Origin of the sequence: Winogradskyella litorisediminis (assembly GCF_042675765.1) — a bacterium.
Taxonomy (GTDB): domain Bacteria; phylum Bacteroidota; class Bacteroidia; order Flavobacteriales; family Flavobacteriaceae; genus Winogradskyella; species Winogradskyella litorisediminis.
Map to the genome: position 1 here is coordinate 1,386,882 of NZ_JBHTJL010000009.1, position 16,357 is coordinate 1,403,238.

The 16,357-nt window shown below is 33.5% G+C and carries 22 protein-coding genes; 8 read left to right on the forward strand and 14 right to left on the reverse strand.

The window, feature by feature from the left end; genetic code table 11:
* The first annotated feature begins 27 nt into the window (after positions 1–27).
* A complete protein-coding gene (locus tag ACFQ1Q_RS08550) occupies positions 28–1,314 on the forward strand; it encodes a DEAD/DEAH box helicase (RefSeq protein WP_386129929.1) in 1,287 nt (428 codons plus the stop codon).
* A gap of 181 nt (positions 1,315–1,495) precedes the next feature.
* The gene (locus tag ACFQ1Q_RS08555; RefSeq protein ID WP_386130209.1) at positions 1,496–1,720 is read left to right on the forward strand and encodes a VF530 family protein; all 225 of its coding nucleotides are present in this window, start codon (positions 1,496–1,498) and stop codon (positions 1,718–1,720) included.
* On the opposite strand, the gene ACFQ1Q_RS08560 is transcribed toward ACFQ1Q_RS08555, so the two are convergent.
* From ACFQ1Q_RS08560 to ACFQ1Q_RS08625, 14 genes are all read right to left on the reverse strand, one after another.
* The gene (locus ACFQ1Q_RS08560) at positions 1,717–2,607 is read right to left on the reverse strand and encodes a YitT family protein (protein ID WP_386129931.1); all 891 of its coding nucleotides are present in this window, start codon (positions 2,605–2,607) and stop codon (positions 1,717–1,719) included. The genes ACFQ1Q_RS08555 and ACFQ1Q_RS08560 overlap by 4 nt on opposite strands.
* 11 nt (positions 2,608–2,618) lie before the next feature.
* A complete protein-coding gene (locus ACFQ1Q_RS08565; RefSeq protein WP_386129933.1) occupies positions 2,619–3,074 on the reverse strand; it encodes a tRNA (cytidine(34)-2'-O)-methyltransferase in 456 nt (151 codons plus the stop codon).
* The gene (locus tag ACFQ1Q_RS08570) at positions 3,064–3,288 is read right to left on the reverse strand and encodes a hypothetical protein (RefSeq protein WP_386129935.1); all 225 of its coding nucleotides are present in this window, start codon (positions 3,286–3,288) and stop codon (positions 3,064–3,066) included. The genes ACFQ1Q_RS08565 and ACFQ1Q_RS08570 overlap by 11 nt, the downstream gene beginning before the upstream one ends.
* Before the next feature lie 71 nt (positions 3,289–3,359).
* A complete protein-coding gene (locus tag ACFQ1Q_RS08575) occupies positions 3,360–3,524 on the reverse strand; it encodes a hypothetical protein (protein ID WP_386129937.1) in 165 nt (54 codons plus the stop codon).
* Between the two features lie 64 nt (positions 3,525–3,588).
* Positions 3,589–4,356: a tryptophan synthase subunit alpha gene (trpA, locus tag ACFQ1Q_RS08580; protein ID WP_386129939.1), complete on the reverse strand. Its 768-nt coding sequence runs from the start codon at positions 4,354–4,356 to the stop codon at positions 3,589–3,591.
* A gap of 54 nt (positions 4,357–4,410) precedes the next feature.
* Complete coding sequence (locus tag ACFQ1Q_RS08585; RefSeq protein WP_386129941.1) at positions 4,411–4,689, reverse strand: GIY-YIG nuclease family protein; 279 nt, start codon at positions 4,687–4,689, stop codon at positions 4,411–4,413.
* Positions 4,690–4,730: 41 nt separating this feature from the next.
* Positions 4,731–5,912 (reverse strand): tryptophan synthase subunit beta, encoded by a 1,182-nt coding sequence (gene trpB, locus ACFQ1Q_RS08590; protein ID WP_386129943.1) that lies wholly within the window; start codon positions 5,910–5,912, stop codon positions 4,731–4,733.
* Entirely contained in the window at positions 5,896–6,549 is a 654-nt protein-coding gene (locus ACFQ1Q_RS08595) for a phosphoribosylanthranilate isomerase (RefSeq protein ID WP_386130211.1), read from the reverse strand. Before ACFQ1Q_RS08595 ends, trpB begins: the two co-directional genes overlap by 17 nt.
* A 102-nt stretch (positions 6,550–6,651) precedes the next feature.
* Positions 6,652–7,434 carry an indole-3-glycerol phosphate synthase TrpC gene (gene trpC / locus ACFQ1Q_RS08600; protein ID WP_386129945.1) on the reverse strand — a complete coding sequence of 261 codons (783 nt, stop codon included), beginning with the start codon at positions 7,432–7,434 and terminating at the stop codon, positions 6,652–6,654.
* Positions 7,431–8,423: an anthranilate phosphoribosyltransferase gene (gene trpD / locus ACFQ1Q_RS08605; RefSeq protein WP_386129946.1), complete on the reverse strand. Its 993-nt coding sequence runs from the start codon at positions 8,421–8,423 to the stop codon at positions 7,431–7,433. The genes trpC and trpD overlap by 4 nt, the downstream gene beginning before the upstream one ends.
* A gap of 6 nt (positions 8,424–8,429) precedes the next feature.
* Positions 8,430–8,996 carry an anthranilate synthase component II gene (locus ACFQ1Q_RS08610; RefSeq protein ID WP_386129948.1) on the reverse strand — a complete coding sequence of 189 codons (567 nt, stop codon included), beginning with the start codon at positions 8,994–8,996 and terminating at the stop codon, positions 8,430–8,432.
* Between the two features lies 1 nt (position 8,997).
* On the reverse strand, positions 8,998–10,404 hold the full coding sequence (locus ACFQ1Q_RS08615; RefSeq protein WP_386129949.1) for an anthranilate synthase component I family protein: 1,407 nt from the start codon (positions 10,402–10,404) through the stop codon (positions 8,998–9,000).
* Between the two features lie 247 nt (positions 10,405–10,651).
* Positions 10,652–11,215 carry a YceI family protein gene (locus ACFQ1Q_RS08620; protein ID WP_386129951.1) on the reverse strand — a complete coding sequence of 188 codons (564 nt, stop codon included), beginning with the start codon at positions 11,213–11,215 and terminating at the stop codon, positions 10,652–10,654.
* 4 nt (positions 11,216–11,219) lie between these two features.
* A complete protein-coding gene (locus tag ACFQ1Q_RS08625; protein WP_386129953.1) occupies positions 11,220–11,675 on the reverse strand; it encodes a MarR family winged helix-turn-helix transcriptional regulator in 456 nt (151 codons plus the stop codon).
* 102 nt (positions 11,676–11,777) lie between these two features.
* Between ACFQ1Q_RS08625 and ACFQ1Q_RS08630 the strand changes: the two genes are divergently transcribed.
* The 6 genes from ACFQ1Q_RS08630 to ACFQ1Q_RS08655 all read left to right on the forward strand — a co-directional run bounded on the left by ACFQ1Q_RS08630 (position 11,778) and on the right by ACFQ1Q_RS08655 (position 16,342).
* Positions 11,778–12,329: a TlpA family protein disulfide reductase gene (locus tag ACFQ1Q_RS08630; protein ID WP_386129955.1), complete on the forward strand. Its 552-nt coding sequence runs from the start codon at positions 11,778–11,780 to the stop codon at positions 12,327–12,329.
* A gap of 11 nt (positions 12,330–12,340) precedes the next feature.
* The gene (locus tag ACFQ1Q_RS08635; protein ID WP_386129957.1) at positions 12,341–12,952 is read left to right on the forward strand and encodes a thioredoxin family protein; all 612 of its coding nucleotides are present in this window, start codon (positions 12,341–12,343) and stop codon (positions 12,950–12,952) included.
* Positions 12,953–13,061: 109 nt separating this feature from the next.
* Positions 13,062–13,382 carry a rhodanese-like domain-containing protein gene (locus tag ACFQ1Q_RS08640; RefSeq protein ID WP_386129959.1) on the forward strand — a complete coding sequence of 107 codons (321 nt, stop codon included), beginning with the start codon at positions 13,062–13,064 and terminating at the stop codon, positions 13,380–13,382.
* A 23-nt stretch (positions 13,383–13,405) separates the two neighbouring features.
* Positions 13,406–13,816: a rhodanese-like domain-containing protein gene (locus tag ACFQ1Q_RS08645; RefSeq protein WP_386129961.1), complete on the forward strand. Its 411-nt coding sequence runs from the start codon at positions 13,406–13,408 to the stop codon at positions 13,814–13,816.
* Between the two features lie 139 nt (positions 13,817–13,955).
* The gene (locus tag ACFQ1Q_RS08650; RefSeq protein WP_386129963.1) at positions 13,956–15,962 is read left to right on the forward strand and encodes a protein-disulfide reductase DsbD family protein; all 2,007 of its coding nucleotides are present in this window, start codon (positions 13,956–13,958) and stop codon (positions 15,960–15,962) included.
* Positions 15,962–16,342 carry a hypothetical protein gene (locus ACFQ1Q_RS08655; protein ID WP_386129965.1) on the forward strand — a complete coding sequence of 127 codons (381 nt, stop codon included), beginning with the start codon at positions 15,962–15,964 and terminating at the stop codon, positions 16,340–16,342. Before ACFQ1Q_RS08650 ends, ACFQ1Q_RS08655 begins: the two co-directional genes overlap by 1 nt.
* Positions 16,343–16,357 lie beyond the last annotated feature (15 nt).

Genomic DNA, 16,357 nt, shown 5'->3' on the forward strand with positions numbered 1-16,357 from the left:
ATAGAGTTTACTCTATAAAACTTATTTATGTCATTTCAATCTCTCGGCCTTTCTGCGCCAATTCTTAAAGCAATTTCTAAAAAAGGTTACGAAACACCTTCGCCCATACAGGCCAAAGCCATTCCACCAGTTTTAGATGGAAAAGATGTATTAGCTTCAGCCCAAACAGGAACAGGGAAAACTGCAGGTTTTACATTACCACTTTTACATTTGCTATCTAAAGAAGATGCACATCGACGCAGAAATGTTAGAGCTTTAATTTTAACACCTACACGTGAGTTAGCTGCTCAAATTTATGCGAATGTTAAAGATTATTCGGAATTTTTAGATATACGAAGTGCCGTAATTTTTGGTGGTGTCAACCAAAAACCACAAGTGTCAAATCTAAAGCGCGGTATAGATGTTTTAGTAGCTACACCTGGCAGACTGTTAGATTTAGAGAGTCAGGGTTTACTGTCGTTAAAAGATGTCGAAATATTTGTTTTGGACGAAGCTGACCGCATGCTCGATATGGGTTTTTTACGCGATATTGAGCGTGTAATGAAATTAATACCAAGCAAACGTCAAAACTTAATGTTTTCAGCAACATTTTCAAAAGATATCAAAAAACTAGCATATTCAATTTTAAATAATCCAGTTCAAGTCGAAGCGACTCCAGAAAATACGGCTGTTGAAGTTATTGAACAGAAGGTGTATCGTGTTGCTAAAACAAAAAAAACAGGATTGATTATTAAGCTGATTTCCGAAGGTGATTGGCAACAAGTTTTAGTGTTTACAAGAACCAAGCATGGTGCAAATCGTTTAACTAAAAAAATGGTGAGTTCAGGGATTACCGCAGCAGCAATTCATGGTAACAAAAGCCAAGGTGCGCGTACGAAAGCGTTGGCAGGTTTTAAAACCGGAAAAATTAGAGTGTTAGTAGCAACAGATATCGCAGCGCGCGGCTTAGACATTCCGTTATTACCACATGTTATTAATTTTGAATTGCCAAATATTTCTGAAGATTACGTACACCGAATAGGACGAACAGGTAGAGCAGGAGCAAGTGGTGAAGCTTTATCTTTGGTAAGTGCGGATGAAACTTCTTTTTTGAAAGGTATTGAGAAATTAATCGGGCAAAAAATCCCAGTTGATATTATTGAAGGCTTTGAGCCTGACCCTAATGCGTCAACAGAACCTATAAAACAAGGACAGAATAGGCAACGAAGCCAAGGAAGACCTCAAGGTAGTTCTAAAAATTCAGGAGGAAATTCTAATTCGAAAACCTCTAACCGTAACCGAAATAGAAGACGAAGTAACGATATCAGAAATTAATCAATTAGTTTTGTCTCTTCGAGCATTGGTTGAGATAAATAAGTTTTATTGAAAGCATGTTACAGAGTAATTAGAGAGAATTTTATTCTAAAATTTAAAAAAAGTCTCGACTTACTTCGTAAGCTACCTTCGTTTAAAATATATTTCAAACTCGTTAATGCTCGATCAAACAGTCATTGTTATGGAAACACAACCCAACAATCCACTACACGGTATTAAATTGCAACAAATTGTTGAAGATTTAGTGGCGCATTACGGTTGGGAATATATGGGGCATCAAATTAATATTCGTTGTTTTACGCATGACCCATCTGTAAAAAGTAGTTTAAAATTTTTACGTCGCACGCCTTGGGCGAGAACAAAGGTGGAAAACATGTATTTAAATATGCTTAAAAAACGACGTTAAATTTTAGGTAAAACTTTATTTTTCTTTTTGTCTAAATAATGTCTTAGTACGCCACCTTTTACATTATTGACATCAAATTCTACTATAAAAGCGTCATCATCAATAGAATGTACAATGCGATGCATTTTCTTAATATCTATTCGATTTATTATAGAATGAATAATATCAAAATCTTCGTATTTTCCTGAATTGCCAACGCCTCGTGTTCCTTTGTAAAGCGTCATGCCAACACCTAAATCTTTAATGATGGCATCTTCAATTAATTCATACTTTTTCGAGACAATAGTTACACCAATAAAATCTTCGAAACCTTCAATAGTTAAGTCTGTAACTTTAGCCGTAACGATGTAGGTAAGTATAGAGTATAGCGCAACTTCTACCGAAATAAGATAAGCCGTGATGCTGAATAAAATAATATTAAAAACGAGAATAATTTTTCCAATACTAATACCAAATTTATCGTTTAGATACACGCCTAAAATTTCTGATCCGTCTAAAACAGAACCGTTTCTTATGGCAATACCAATACCAGCGCCTAAAAATAAGCCACCAAAAATTGAGATAAGTAATTTGTCTTCTGTAATGGTATCAAAGTTTTCAAAATGAATAAAAAGCGCAAGGCCAATGATGCTAATTATGGATTTTATGACAATACGTTTTGAAACTGTATAGTAACCTAAAATTAAAAAAGGTACACTAAAAGCAATAAGTAAAACTGAAACATCAATATTTAGCTGTGAACTTACTAAAAGTGCAATGCCAGTAACACCACCATCTAAAAATCCGTTGGGTAACAGAAACGCTTTTAAACCAATACTTGCTAGAACAATACCTAGAGCTATTTGTCCGTATTCTGAAATTAGATTTCTTGTTCTCGAGAATTTCAATATCTGCTAATTTAATGGTTTAGTTGACGTAACCCTTCGTAGACTATAATACTAACGGCATTGGCTAAGTTAAGACTTCTTATGTTATCACTATACATTGGTATTTTAAAAAGCTGGTCTGCGTGTTTTTCTGTGATTTCTTTTGACAGTCCTACAGATTCTTTTCCAAAAACTAAAAACATATCATCCTCAAAATCTATAGCCCAATGATGTTTTGTGCCATGACTACTTAAAAAAGCCATGTTCTTATTATGGTTTATTTTGAAAAACGTATCCACATTATCGTAATAGATAACTTCTAAATGTTGCCAATAATCTAATCCAGCTCGTTTTAAACGTTTATCGTCAATCTCAAAACCAAACGGTTTAACTAGGTGTAATCGAGAGCCAGTTGCTAATGCTAGGCGACCTATGTTACCAGTGTTATTTGGTATTTCGGGTTCTATGAGGACAATATTAAGCGCCATTGGTCTTAGTGATTTTAATAATTAGCAATCGTAATAATAGAATAAATGGAAATCCGTGAAGCAGAACATCAAAATAATCCATAATTGTCATACCATTAGCACCGCTACTCAGCCATCTTAGTTTTCCAATTATGTGTGGTTCAGGTAAAAAAGGTGCTAAACCTAAGGTTAAACAAAGGAGAATAATAACACGCCAATTATTGAGTAGTTTCATGAAAGATAGTAAAATAAAAAAGCCTATTCAAAAATAAGAATAGGCTTTTCGGTTTTTGTTCATTTTACAGATTATTTTTTAACCTGCTGCTTTTTTATTGTGGCTTTGTCAATATCAAACTCATTAGTTTCTTGATTAACATTTGCCGTCGGGTTTGTTGGATTCGTTTGTGTTTTTGTCGGTTTAAATTTTTTTCTGTCTTCTATCATTCCCATAATATTCTGTTTTTTGTTCATTATAAAATTAGACAAAACACTAAAGACAAAATGGTTCAAAACATATAAAAACTAACGCAAAAGATTATTTGCCCAATATCGGATTAATAAAATGATTTAAATTTTTAATTCCATTCGCCGTAACGTATTTTATAAACGCTGAGCCAATTATAGCACCTTTAGCATACTTAGTAGCCTGCATAAAAGTGTCGTTATTAGAAATACCAAATCCAACGATTTGCGGATTCTTTAAATTCATATTAGAAATTCGAGTAAAGTAATTTTCTTGCTCATCGCCAAAGCCAGATTTGGCGCCCGTTGTACTTGCAGAACTTACCATGTAAATAAATCCATCCGAAACGGAGTCGATGTACCTAATACGTTCTTCTGAGGTCTGAGGTGTTATTAGAAATACATTGATAAGTCCATATTTATCAAATGTAGATTTATACTCATCATGATAAACATCAACAGGTAAATCAGGGATAATTAATCCATCGATGCCAATTTCCTGACATTTTTTACAAAACGCCTCGACACCATATTGAAGCATGGGATTAAAGTAACCCATGATAATTAGAGGAATAGACACCGTTTTACGAATGTCTTTTAATTGCTGGAACAACAGTTCACTAGTCATGCCATTTTTTAGCGCTTGTGTCGAACTATCTTGAATGGTTGGACCATCGGCCAATGGGTCACTAAATGGTAATCCTATCTCTACCATATCCACACCACTTTTCTCCAAATTTTGAATGGTGTTTACCGTATCATTAATATTTGGATAACCTGCCGTGAAATATATAGAAAGCAACTTTTTGTCTTCTTGTAATTTTTGGTTTATTCTGTTCATAATGTTGTGGCCGTCACACTGAACTTGTTTCAGTGTCACATAATTTATGTTCTCTTAGTAAATTAAAGTTTCTAATTTTGGATTCAATTCGCGTATTAGGTTCAACTTCCAATCTTTGTGCCAGTTTTTTAATTGTCTTTCTCTGTCAATGGCTTGATTTATATCAGTAAATTTTTCAAAATAAATCAAATCTTTCAGATTATATTTCTTAGTAAATAATGACCCCGTACCTTCAGCATGTTCGGTTATACGTTTAGATAAATTTGTAGTCATACCAATATAGAAAGTGGTACGATATTTATTAGTCATTATGTAAACAAAGCTGTATTTCATTGCTTGTGCGATGCTGAAACAAGTTCAGCATGACGAAAAACCTATAATTTAAAATAATCAATATAATTCTGTAAATCTTTATCTCCGCGACCTGATAGATTTAGTACGATGATGTCTTCTGGTTTAAAGGTTTTGTGCTCAAAAACAGCTAGTGCATGAGATGTTTCTATAGCAGGAATGATACCTTCTAATTGCGATAATTCTAAACCTGCAGTCATCGCCTCATCATCTGTAATGGAGATAAATTCTGCGCGACCAGTTTTATACAAGTTAGCGTGCATCGGGCCAACGCCAGGATAATCTAAACCAGCTGAAATAGAATAGGGCTCTGTAATTTGTCCGTCGCCTGTCTGCATCAATAGGGTTTTACTACCGTGAATAATACCTTCTTTTCCCAAGACAGAAGTTGCAGCGCTTTCGCCAGTATCTATGCCTTTTCCTGCAGCTTCAACGGCGATGATGTTTACATCAGTATTATCTAAGTAATGGTAATAAGTCCCTGCAGCATTGCTGCCACCACCAACACAAGCAATCAAATAATCAGGATTTTCGGTACCTTCTTTTTCTAACAATTGTTTTTTAATTTCTTCTGAAACTACAGCCTGAAAGCGTGCTACCATATCTGGATACGGATGCGGTCCTACAACACTACCTACAATGTAATGCGTATTAACTGGATTATTAATCCAATCGCGCATGGCTTCGTTTGTGGCATCTTTTAAAGTTCGACTTCCTGATAATGCAGGCACAACTTTGGCGCCGAGCATTTTCATTCTTGCAACGTTTGGTGCTTGGCGTGCAATATCAACTTCTCCCATATAAACTACACATTCAACACCCATTAATGCACAAACTGTTGCCGTGGCAACACCATGCTGTCCTGCACCGGTTTCGGCTATAATTCTAGTTTTACCTAGGCGCTGTGCCAAAAGTATCTGACCAATAGTGTTATTGACTTTATGTGCACCGGTATGGTTCAGGTCTTCACGCTTTAAATAAATTTTGGTATTGTACTTTTCGGATAAGCGCTTCGCGAAATACAGAGGAGAAGGACGACCAACGTAATCCTTTAATAGCTGGTGAAACTCTTCTTGAAATGATTCTTCGGCGGTGATTTTTAAATAATTCTGACGTAATTCTTCAATATTTGGATATAGCATTTCAGGAATGTATGCACCTCCAAATTCGCCATAATAGCCTTTGTCGTTAATGTTGTAGCTCATATTTAAATTTTTCTAATTCATTAATGTTTTTTAATCCAGGTTCAATTTCAAACTTACTGTTAACATCGATAGCATAGCAGTATTCTGAAGCTGGACTTTTTTTGAACGCTTTTATTTTTTCTACTTCATTTAATCCAATTCCTCCACTTAAAAAGTAGGGTGTTGTTGAAGGGTAATTTTTTAACACATCCCAGTTGAAGGTGTAGCCATTTCCACCAGGTAGTTTTCCTTTGGTATCAAATAAAAAGTAATCGACTATGCCTTCGTAAGGTTTTAAAATATCGAAATTGAAACTGTCTTTTATGCTGAATACTTTAATTAATTCAATCTTTTGATGAGATGCTGAATCGAGTTCAGCATGACAAAACGATTTGAGTTTGGTGCAATATTCTGGAGATTCATTTCCGTGTAATTGTACAGCTTGTAAATTATGTTTCCCTACTAAATTGATAACCTTATCTAAGCTTTCGTTTACAAAAACCCCAACTTTTTTAATTGAATTTGGTAGTTGTGGAATTTTACCATCAAAAAAACGTGACGACTTATCGTAGAATATAAAGCCTAAATAATCTGGTTGCAATGCTGCAACAGCTTTTATATTTTCTTGATATTTCATTCCACAAATCTTCAGTTTCATCCCCTTTTGCCTGATGGCATTTTCCCCAAAGGGGAAAAACGATTTATTATTGTGTTTTGAATTTTCTTTCATTTGCGTCTGTGTTCTCCTCCTTTGGAGGAGTTAGAGGAGGCTTTTTATGAATTCTGTTGCGCTTGCTCCAGGATTATCTGTTTTCATAAAATTCTCACCAATTAAAAACCCTTTGTAGCCATAAGGTTTTAATTCTTTTATAGCTTCAACCGAGCTGATGCCGCTTTCGGATACTTTTACAAAATCATCAGGTATGAGTTGGCTTAGTTGTTTTGAGGTTTCTAAACTGACCTCAAAGGTTTTTAGATTTCTGTTGTTTACGCCTAACATGTCCAAAGATGGCATGATTGATTTATGTAATTCAGCTTCGCTGTGAACTTCTAACAAAACATCGAGATTTAGTTGTTTTGCAAATTCTGAAAATTGCTTGATTTCGTCTCTAGTTAATATGGCTGCGATGAGTAGAATCACATCAGCGCCGTAGGCTTTTGCTTCTAAAATTTGATACTCATCTATAATGAATTCCTTTCTTAATAACGGCAAATTAGAACTTGCTCTTGCAATGAGTAAATCGTCTAAACTACCACCAAAATATTTTCCATCGGTTAAAACAGACATACCACAAACGCCAGCATTTTCATAGCCAGAAGCTACATCTTGCACATTTAAATTATGATTGATTACAGACTTTGACGGCGAACGTCGTTTATGTTCTGCTATAATGCCGCTTTTGCTATGTCGTAGTTTTTTGGATAATGAAATGGTTTCTCTCTCAAAAAGAACGGATTGTTCTAATTGTTTTGCTGGAATTATTGACTTACGTAAGTCAACTTCTATGCGTTTGTCTTTTACTATTTTATCTAAAATATTCATTTACTTAATTCTATAAGTTTGTCTAAGCTTTGCTTTGCTTTTCCGCTCAGTAATGACTCTTTTGCCAATTCGAACCCTTCTTTGTGTGTTATTTGTTCTCTTGTTGCTATAGCCAAACCTGCATTGGTACACACGACATTGTTTTGTGCTTCTGTACCTTTTCCTTTGATGATGTTTACGAATAAATTTGCTGCGTCTTCAATAGTGTTTCCACCAAAAATTTCAGATTGATTGATGGTTTTTAAGCCTAAATCAATTGGAGAAAAGAGGGTTTCAGAATGATTTGAAATTAGTTTTGCTTTTCCTGTTAATGAGATTTCGTCGTAACCATCCAAAGCGAAAATAATGTTATAATTGGTATTTGTTTTTTGGTATAGAAAACTGTATAATCGCAGTATTTCTAAATTATAAACACCTAATAATTGATGCTTTGGGAACGATGGATTTACCATTGGCCCGAGCATATTAAAGAATGTTTTAACGCCTAATTCTTTTCGGATTGGAGCTACATTTTTCATGGCTGGATGAAATAGCGGTGCGTGTAAAATGCAAATACCAGCTTGGTCTAAACAACGTTTTAGAAAATCTTCATTATTTGAGAATTTGACACCCAAATGCTCCATTACATTTGATGAACCCGAAGTTGATGATACGCCGTAATTACCATGTTTAGAAACATTTACACCTGCGCCTGCAGTTACAAATGACGATAAAGTTGAAATATTAAAAGTGTTTTTACCATCACCGCCAGTTCCTACAATATCAATGGCGTTGTAATCACTTAAGTCTATCGGAATGCAAAGTTCTAAAAGCGCATCTCTAAATCCTTGAAGTTCTTCAATCGTAATACTTCGCATCATATACACCGATAGAAAACAAGCAATCTGACTTGGGTTGTACATATCGTTAGATATGTTAACGATGATTTGCTTGGCTTCTTTAGTTGTAAGCGTTTCGTGTGCTATAAGTCTGTTTAAAACATCTTTCATATCTTCTTAACTATTCACCCAATTCTTTAAAATTTGTTTTCCATTTGGGGTTAAAACAGATTCAGGATGATATTGTACACCTTTTATGTCGTACACTTTATGGCGTAAGGACATGATTTGTCCATTCTCGTCAAACGATGTAGCTTCTAGACTTTCTGGTAAATTGGTATTGACAACCCACGAGTGGTAACGACCAACTTCGAAAGTTTTGTCTAAACCTTTAAATAAAGTTTCGTCGTCAACTGATAGCGTTACATTAGTGGCAACACCATGAAAAACAGTGTCTAAATTTTCTAATGTTCCGCCAAAAACTTCACCAATAGCTTGTTGACCAAGGCAAACGCCAAGTATACTTTTTGTAGGTGCATATTTTTGAATAATCGCCTTTAATAACCCAGCTTCATCTGGAATTCCAGGTCCTGGAGAGAGCACAATTTTATTGAAATTCTCAACCTCATCTAATGTTAATTTGTCGTTTCGTTTTACGGTAACGTCGCAGTCTAAATCTTCTAAATAATGAACCAGATTATAAGTGAAACTGTCGTAATTGTCTATGACTAAAACTTTCTTCATATTAAATACTTTTTGCAAGTTCAATGGCTTTGTTTAAAGCGCCTAATTTATTGTATACTTCTTGTTTTTCACTTTCTGGATTAGACCTAGATACTAATCCAGCGCCAGCTTGCCAATTGAGTTTGTAATCTTTGCTTAAAAATGTTCTTATCATGATGGCATGATTAAAATTACCTTCAAAATCCATAAATCCAATGGCGCCACCGTAGTAACCACGACTAGTTTTTTCGTATTTATCAATCAATTGCATGGCTTTGTGCTTTGGTGCACCACTTAAGGTTCCTGCGGGGAAAGTGTCTGCCACAACTTGCATGGTTGAGGTTTTGTCGTGTTTTTGACCTGTAACTTTACTGACCAAATGAATGACATGAGAGAAGAATTGCACTTCTCTGTAAGTCTCTACTTTTACGCTATTACCGTTTCGACTTAAATCATTTCTGGCTAAATCGACAAGCATCACGTGCTCTGCATTTTCCTTTTCGTCGTTTATTAATTCTTCAGCGAGAATGGCGTCTTTTTTATCGTTTCCTGTACGTTTAAATGTTCCAGCAATTGGATGAATTTCAGCCAAACCATTATCAACAATAAGTTGTGCTTCTGGTGAACTTCCGAAAATTTTGAAGTTTCCGTAATCAAAATAGAATAGGTAAGGCGAAGGGTTTATGCTACGCAATGCACGATATACGTTAAAATCGTCACCTGAAAATTCTTGAGTAAAACGACGTGATAATACCAACTGAAACACATCGCCACGAGCACAATGCTTTTTTGCTAAATCCACGTGTTCTAAAAACTCGTCATCTGTTAGATTCGATTCAATGTCGCTTTTAGTGTTAAAGTTAAATGACGCAAAATTTTGAACATTTATCAGTTTGTCTATCGCTTCAATATTATTTTCAGCACCATCAGGACAATGTGCGAAAATATAAGCTTCATTTTTAAAATGATTTATGGCAATGATATTCTGATACACTGCATAATACATATCTGGTATTTCAACAGAGTTGTCTTTTTTAGAAATAGTAATGTCTTCAAAATATTTAACCGCATCATAAGCCGTATATCCAAAAATACCGTTGTTTATAAATTTAAACTCTTCATCAGAATTTGTATTGAAGCGCTTTGTGAATTGTTGAAGTTCTTCGATTACATTAACGAATTCGGAAATGATTGTTTCGGTAGAACTTCCATCAGGGAAATTCTGATAAATCACCTCATTTTCAACTTTTATATCAGCAATTGGATTAAAACATATGTAGGAGAAGTTTTTCTGACTTTTATGATAATCACCACTTTCAAGCAGGATACTATTTGGGAATTTATCCCTTACCTTATAATAGACTGAAACAGGTGTTATAGTGTCTGTTAAAATCTTTTTGTAGTATGTATGTAAATTATATGTTTTCATTATGTGCCGAATTTGTTTCGGTATTTTTTATTATTAATCTTTAGGAGCTGTAATTAATTCAGCATAAAGAAAAAAGGCTTGTCGTGAATGACAAGCCTTTTAGTATTTCAGTTAACACAATGGACTATTTCACGAACGTTTCGCTAATAAAATTCCACCACCATGTTTTATGTAATTGCATTTGTTTTTATTTTCAAGTTCAAATATAGAAATGAAAAACTGCATTTCAAATATTTTTTTCAAATTATTAAAAAACAAGATTTACATTTACTTCAAAATCATCAGAGATTGCTTTATCTTTTAAATTATCAATAAAAGAAGCCGACCCATATTTGATGCCGAATTTTGTACGGTCAATAATTAATTTTGCTTTCATTGCACCATCTTTATTATACATTGTAAAGCTTACCGGGTTTGTAATTCCTTTTATTGTTAAGTCTCCAATAACCTCGTAGTCGTTGTATTGTTTTGAGGCATTTGTAATTTTAAGAGTGGCTGTTTTATGGTTTTCTACACCAAAAAAATCGTCAGATTTTAAATGACCTTCAAGACTAGCTTTGCTTTTTCCTTCTAGATCTGTAACGTCAATTGTGGTCATGTCTATTACAAATTCGCCACCAACTAAATTGTCTCCATCAAAATTAAGCACGCCACTTTCAAGTTTAATAGTGCCTTCATGGCTTCCTGTTACTTTTTTTCCTACCCAATTTACAGTACTTTTTGATACGTCAACTTTTTTTTCTTTTAATAGAGAAAACGAAAAGAATGATACTGCTAATACAACAGCAGCTAAGGTTTTTAAATTTTTCATGATTTTAATTATTAAGTTTTAATAAAAGGTTATTTAATTGTTTTAATTCTTCTTTTTTTAGATTCGACGTTACGCGTGTTTCGGTGGCATCAATTTTTGGGTCTAATTCTTGTAAAATTTTAAGCCCATGTCTAGTAATAGAAATTTCAACTTTACGTCGATTATTTTTACAAATAATTCGGTTAACAAAATCTTTTTTTAATAGTTTATCTACCAATCGAGTCGTATTACTCATTTTGTTTATCATACGCTCTTGGATATCTTGTAAGTTTATGGGTTGCCCTTTTTGACCTCTTAATATTCGTAATACATTGTACTGCTCAATAGACAGGTCATAAGTTTTTAACTCTGTGAGTAAGGCATCTTTAAATATATTGTGTATGTGAAATATAGAAACAACCGCGGCTTTTTCATCTGAAATTTTTGCAGTGGATTTTAATATGATTTCTAATTCTTTCATATACAATTATTGTATATACAAATGTAATTCGAAATTTAATATCAGCAATTAATTTTTTGTTAAAAAAAAATATCAGCCTACAACCATTTGTAATTTTATAAAATGAAAAGAATAATTGTGCTAATATTACTCATAGGCTTATCTTGTAAAAGGTCCAATAATGAAGTAGTGAAAATAAGTTCTGAAGCAAAGTCTGAAGAGACAGTAAAAGCTAATAATACTTCTAATGAAAATTTTTCGCTTGCAATTTATGACTATGACGGCTTAAAGCCATTATTAAGTAAAGACGATGGTAAAGTACACGTTGTCAATTTTTGGGCAACCTGGTGCGCACCGTGCATTAAGGAATTACCGTATTTTGAGAATATAAATGAAAATTATAAAAATAAGAATGTAGAGGTTTTATTAGTCAGTTTAGATTTTCCGAGACAATACCAAACAAAATTGCTTCCATTTTTAGAAAAAAGAGATATAAAATCAAAAGTCGTTTGTTTTGATGATGTGGACCAAAACCGATGGATACCAGCAATAAATGAAGATTGGTCTGGCGCATTACCAGCCACAATTATATATAAAGGCGAAAAGCGAAAGTTTTACGAACAATCTTTTACCCAAGAAGCATTAGAAACCGAATTAAAACAATTTTTAAATTAAAATAATAAAATATGAAAACTTTAAAATTTATGGCGGTTCTAATCTGCCTTGTTAGCTTAACGGCTTTTACATTAAAACCAGAGGTTGGTTATAAAGTAGGCGATGTAGCAACCGATTTCTCATTACAAAATATCGATGGAAAAATGGTGTCCTTATCCGATTACAAATCGGCTAAAGGATTTATTGTCATTTTTACCTGTAACACTTGTCCTTATGCTGTAGCTTATGAAGATCGTATTGTCGCTTTAGATAAAAAATACGCATCAAAAGGTTATCCAGTAATTGCAATAATGCCAAACGATACAGATATTAAGCCAGGTGATAATATGCAAGCCATGCAAGCGAGAGCTAAAGCAAAAGGGTTTACGTTTCCTTATTTAATGGACGAAGATCAGAAAATTTATCCGCAGTATGGTGCTACAAAAACGCCTCATGTATATGTTTTAGAAAAAACAACTAAAGGAAATATTGTACAATATATAGGTGCAATTGATGATAATTATCAAGACGCTTCAAAGGTGAAAACAAAATATACCGAAAATGCTGTTGATGCACTATTGGCAGGTAAAGAAGTTCAAGAGAAAACAACACGCGCAATCGGTTGTTCTATAAAAACAAAATAACATTTTTAAATTTTTTTGTTAAAAGTTAAACCTGAAGTGTAACAGCTCAGGTTTTTTTTCGTCTATATCATAAATAAATGTTAATTTTGTTTAACATTAAATAATTTAAATGGCTGATTTACAACAAGAAGATTGGAAAAGTAATCTTGAGGCAGATAATAATTCTATAATCGTAGACGTAAGAACCTTAGAAGAAGTCGAAGAATTAGGGATTATACCAAACGCTATTCATATAGATATTTTTAAAGGTCAAGGCTTTATTGATGAAATTCAGGAGCTAGACAAATCTAAAAATTATTACGTGTATTGTAAAGCAGGAGGTCGAAGTGCACAGGCGTGTGCAATTATGAATCAGCTTGGCTTTGATAATACTTACAATCTAGTAGGCGGATTTACAGAATGGCAGGGAGAAGTCAGTGAATTAAAATAGCAATCAATCAAAAATCAATAATCATGAAACAATTTTTATCCATCACTTTGTTAAGTTTAGCTCTACTTTTAAGTACGAGTTGTGTTGATAAAGCAGCAGATTCTTCAGACGTAAAATTAGTAACAGCTGCAGAAATGAAAAGTATTTTAGAGTTAGAAGATGTGCAACTAGTAGACGTGCGTTCAGCGGAAGAATATGAAGAAGTACGAATAAAAAATGCTCAAAATATAGATTTCAATTCGCCTACTTTTGATGATGACGTAGAAAAATTAGATAAAAATAAACCTGTAGTATTATATTGTAAAGGTGGCGGTCGTAGTGCTAAATGCGCAAAGAAACTTCAAGATGCTGGGTTTAAAAAAATATACGATTTGCAAGGTGGAATTTCGCAATGGCAGCATACTGAGTTATTGGATATTGAGAAAAAATCTTAAATCATAAAATTGAATATCAAACCCGAACAACATGTTCGGGTTTTTTTATACCTAAAAATTATTAAGGTTTTAATAAATTAGACGACTTTTAATCGATAAGAAATGTGCAAAACTTACATTTGTACATCAATATAAATTTATGGCAGTTTCTAAGAAATTTATCTTCATATTTTTTACACTAATTTTTTCTACTATTGGGTTTTCTCAAAATTATAATCCAGCAAGTTGGGCAAATAAAATTGAAAAAATATCCGATTCCGAATATAAAATTTTAATGACCGTAACAGTTGAAGAAGGTTATAGCATTTATTCACAATATAAAATAGATGAAGAAGGTTTTGCGCCAGAAACTTATTTTGAGTTTAAAAATCAAGAAGGCAATTATCAACTTGTAGGAAAAACTACCGAGCCAGACATTAAATCAAAATACGACCCACTTTTTGATGAAGAAGTAAAAAAATTTCAAGGAATAGTCACTTTCTCTCAACAAATCAAGGTTATAAATCCAAATTTTAAACAAATAGAGATTTCCGTTGAATATCAGACATGTAATGATGAGAGATGTATTTTAGGTGATGATAACTTTAAGCTAAATTTAGACGGAACCGAAGTAGGAAAAGAGCTAGTTGAAGTTGATAAACGAAGTATTGAATTATCCAAAGAATTAGAACTTGGTATTACTGGTTGGGATAAATACGAAAAGCAAAGCGTTGAAGAAAAAAGTAATTTCTCTATTTTTATACTTGGTTTTTTAGGTGGATTAATTGCATTGCTAACACCTTGTGTTTTCCCTATGATTCCGTTGACAGTATCTTTTTTCACTAAGAGTTCTGGCGACTCTAAAAAAGGAGTTTTCAACTCCATTCTTTATGGATTTTTCATTTTTTTAATCTATGTTTTACTAAGTATTCCATTCCATTTACTCGACTCACTCGACCCAGGAATTCTAAATAATATTTCAACTAACGTTACGCTAAATATCATATTCTTTATCATATTCATTGTATTTGCTTTTTCATTTTTTGGATATTACGAATTAACTCTTCCGCAATCTTGGAGTGCAAAAATGGACAGTAAAGCCAACAAGATTGGTGGTTTTGTCGGTATATTTTTTATGGCGTTGACATTAGCTATAGTTTCCTTTTCGTGTACAGGTCCTATTCTAGGAACATTACTAGGAAGCTCTTTAACCGCAGATGGTGGCGCAACACAACTCACTATGGGAATGGGCGGTTTTGGGCTTGCATTGGCATTGCCTTTTACCTTATTTGCAATGTTTCCAAAATGGCTAAATACACTTCCAAAATCTGGAGGTTGGTTAAATACGGTAAAAGTATTTTTAGGCTTTGCGGAATTGGCATTGGCGCTCAAATTTTTATCAAATGCAGATTTGGTAGAACATTGGGGACTTTTAAAACGTGAAATCTTTATCGGAATATGGATAATCATCGGTATTGGATTGATATTGTATCTCTTTGGGAAAATTAAATTCCCTCACGATGGTCCATTACAGAAATTAGGAAAAGGCCGAATCACAACAGGGATTTTAGTCGTGGCTTTCGTCATCTATTTAATTTCAGGTTTAACAAATACCAAATATGCCAATTTGAAGCTTTTGAGCGGTTTTCCACCGCCAATGTTTTACAGTATTTATGATAAGGCTTCGGAATGTCCTTTAGATTTAAATTGTAGTAAGGATTGGGAAGAAGGTTTGGCAAAGGCAAAGGCAGAAGACAAACCAATTTTATTAGACTTTACAGGTTGGGCATGCGTCAACTGCCGTAAAATGGAAGAGCAAGTTTGGAGTACATCTGATGTTTATGAAATTTTAAGCGAAAAATACGTTATTATTTCACTCTATGTAGATGATAAAAAAGAATTACCAGAAGATGAGCAATTCGATTATTTGCGAGCAAATGGCACTTTAAAACGTGTTGAAACCATTGGTGATAAGTGGGCAACCTTACAAACCGTAAATTTTGAAAATAACTCGCAACCATATTATGCACTTCTAAATCACGATTTAGAATTGCTAAACACAACCAATGCTTACGAACCAAATGAAGATATCTATTTTGAATGGTTAGAAACGGGTTTGAAGAATTTTGAAGCTGGTAAAAAAACGAAAGGATTTCAGTTTAATTAATGAAAAGTGTACTTCAAATATTAAGTTTTCTATTTGCAGGAATTTGTTTTGGGCAGAAACTTCCAAAAAATCCTGTACCTGGAAAATGCTATGAAAAGTGTTTTGATTTTGAAGCGAAAATAGAATGGCGCGAAGTACATTGCGATTCTCTCAAATTGAGAACTGCAGGAGAAAATTTTGTAATAAAAGGTGAAGAAGCAGTTGATATAATCAAGAAAAAAATAAAATTTGAAAAATACCAAGAAAAGCTAATTAAACTTGGTTATGATTTAAAGGTTACGGGCTGTATTGATGACAAAACAGTTGAAGCGCATCATAGATATCTTAAAGACAAAAGTAAAGCAGAAAAAGTTGAATTTAAACGTTTAAAAAAAAAGTAAAAGAGATTCAATAAA

Excerpts from the sequence above, each read along its gene's own strand:
- ACFQ1Q_RS08550 (WP_386129929.1), top strand. The coding sequence starts at position 28 with ATGTCATTTCAATCTCTCGGCCTTTCTGCGCCAATTCTTAAAGCAATT.
- ACFQ1Q_RS08555 (WP_386130209.1), top strand. The coding sequence starts at position 1,496 with ATGGAAACACAACCCAACAATCCACTACACGGTATTAAATTGCAACAA.
- ACFQ1Q_RS08565 (WP_386129933.1), bottom strand. The coding sequence starts at position 3,074 with ATGGCGCTTAATATTGTCCTCATAGAACCCGAAATACCAAATAACACT.
- ACFQ1Q_RS08570 (WP_386129935.1), bottom strand. The coding sequence starts at position 3,288 with ATGAAACTACTCAATAATTGGCGTGTTATTATTCTCCTTTGTTTAACC.
- ACFQ1Q_RS08575 (WP_386129937.1), bottom strand. The coding sequence starts at position 3,524 with ATGAACAAAAAACAGAATATTATGGGAATGATAGAAGACAGAAAAAAA.
- trpA (WP_386129939.1), bottom strand. The coding sequence starts at position 4,356 with ATGAACAGAATAAACCAAAAATTACAAGAAGACAAAAAGTTGCTTTCT.
- ACFQ1Q_RS08585 (WP_386129941.1), bottom strand. The coding sequence starts at position 4,689 with ATGAAATACAGCTTTGTTTACATAATGACTAATAAATATCGTACCACT.
- trpB (WP_386129943.1), bottom strand. The coding sequence starts at position 5,912 with ATGAGCTACAACATTAACGACAAAGGCTATTATGGCGAATTTGGAGGT.
- ACFQ1Q_RS08595 (WP_386130211.1), bottom strand. The coding sequence starts at position 6,549 with ATGAAACTGAAGATTTGTGGAATGAAATATCAAGAAAATATAAAAGCT.
- trpC (WP_386129945.1), bottom strand. The coding sequence starts at position 7,434 with ATGAATATTTTAGATAAAATAGTAAAAGACAAACGCATAGAAGTTGAC.
- trpD (WP_386129946.1), bottom strand. The coding sequence starts at position 8,423 with ATGAAAGATGTTTTAAACAGACTTATAGCACACGAAACGCTTACAACT.
- ACFQ1Q_RS08610 (WP_386129948.1), bottom strand. The coding sequence starts at position 8,996 with ATGAAGAAAGTTTTAGTCATAGACAATTACGACAGTTTCACTTATAAT.
- ACFQ1Q_RS08615 (WP_386129949.1), bottom strand. The coding sequence starts at position 10,404 with ATGAAAACATATAATTTACATACATACTACAAAAAGATTTTAACAGAC.
- ACFQ1Q_RS08620 (WP_386129951.1), bottom strand. The coding sequence starts at position 11,215 with ATGAAAAATTTAAAAACCTTAGCTGCTGTTGTATTAGCAGTATCATTC.
- ACFQ1Q_RS08625 (WP_386129953.1), bottom strand. The coding sequence starts at position 11,675 with ATGAAAGAATTAGAAATCATATTAAAATCCACTGCAAAAATTTCAGAT.
- ACFQ1Q_RS08630 (WP_386129955.1), top strand. The coding sequence starts at position 11,778 with ATGAAAAGAATAATTGTGCTAATATTACTCATAGGCTTATCTTGTAAA.
- ACFQ1Q_RS08635 (WP_386129957.1), top strand. The coding sequence starts at position 12,341 with ATGAAAACTTTAAAATTTATGGCGGTTCTAATCTGCCTTGTTAGCTTA.
- ACFQ1Q_RS08640 (WP_386129959.1), top strand. The coding sequence starts at position 13,062 with ATGGCTGATTTACAACAAGAAGATTGGAAAAGTAATCTTGAGGCAGAT.
- ACFQ1Q_RS08645 (WP_386129961.1), top strand. The coding sequence starts at position 13,406 with ATGAAACAATTTTTATCCATCACTTTGTTAAGTTTAGCTCTACTTTTA.
- ACFQ1Q_RS08650 (WP_386129963.1), top strand. The coding sequence starts at position 13,956 with ATGGCAGTTTCTAAGAAATTTATCTTCATATTTTTTACACTAATTTTT.
- ACFQ1Q_RS08655 (WP_386129965.1), top strand. The coding sequence starts at position 15,962 with ATGAAAAGTGTACTTCAAATATTAAGTTTTCTATTTGCAGGAATTTGT.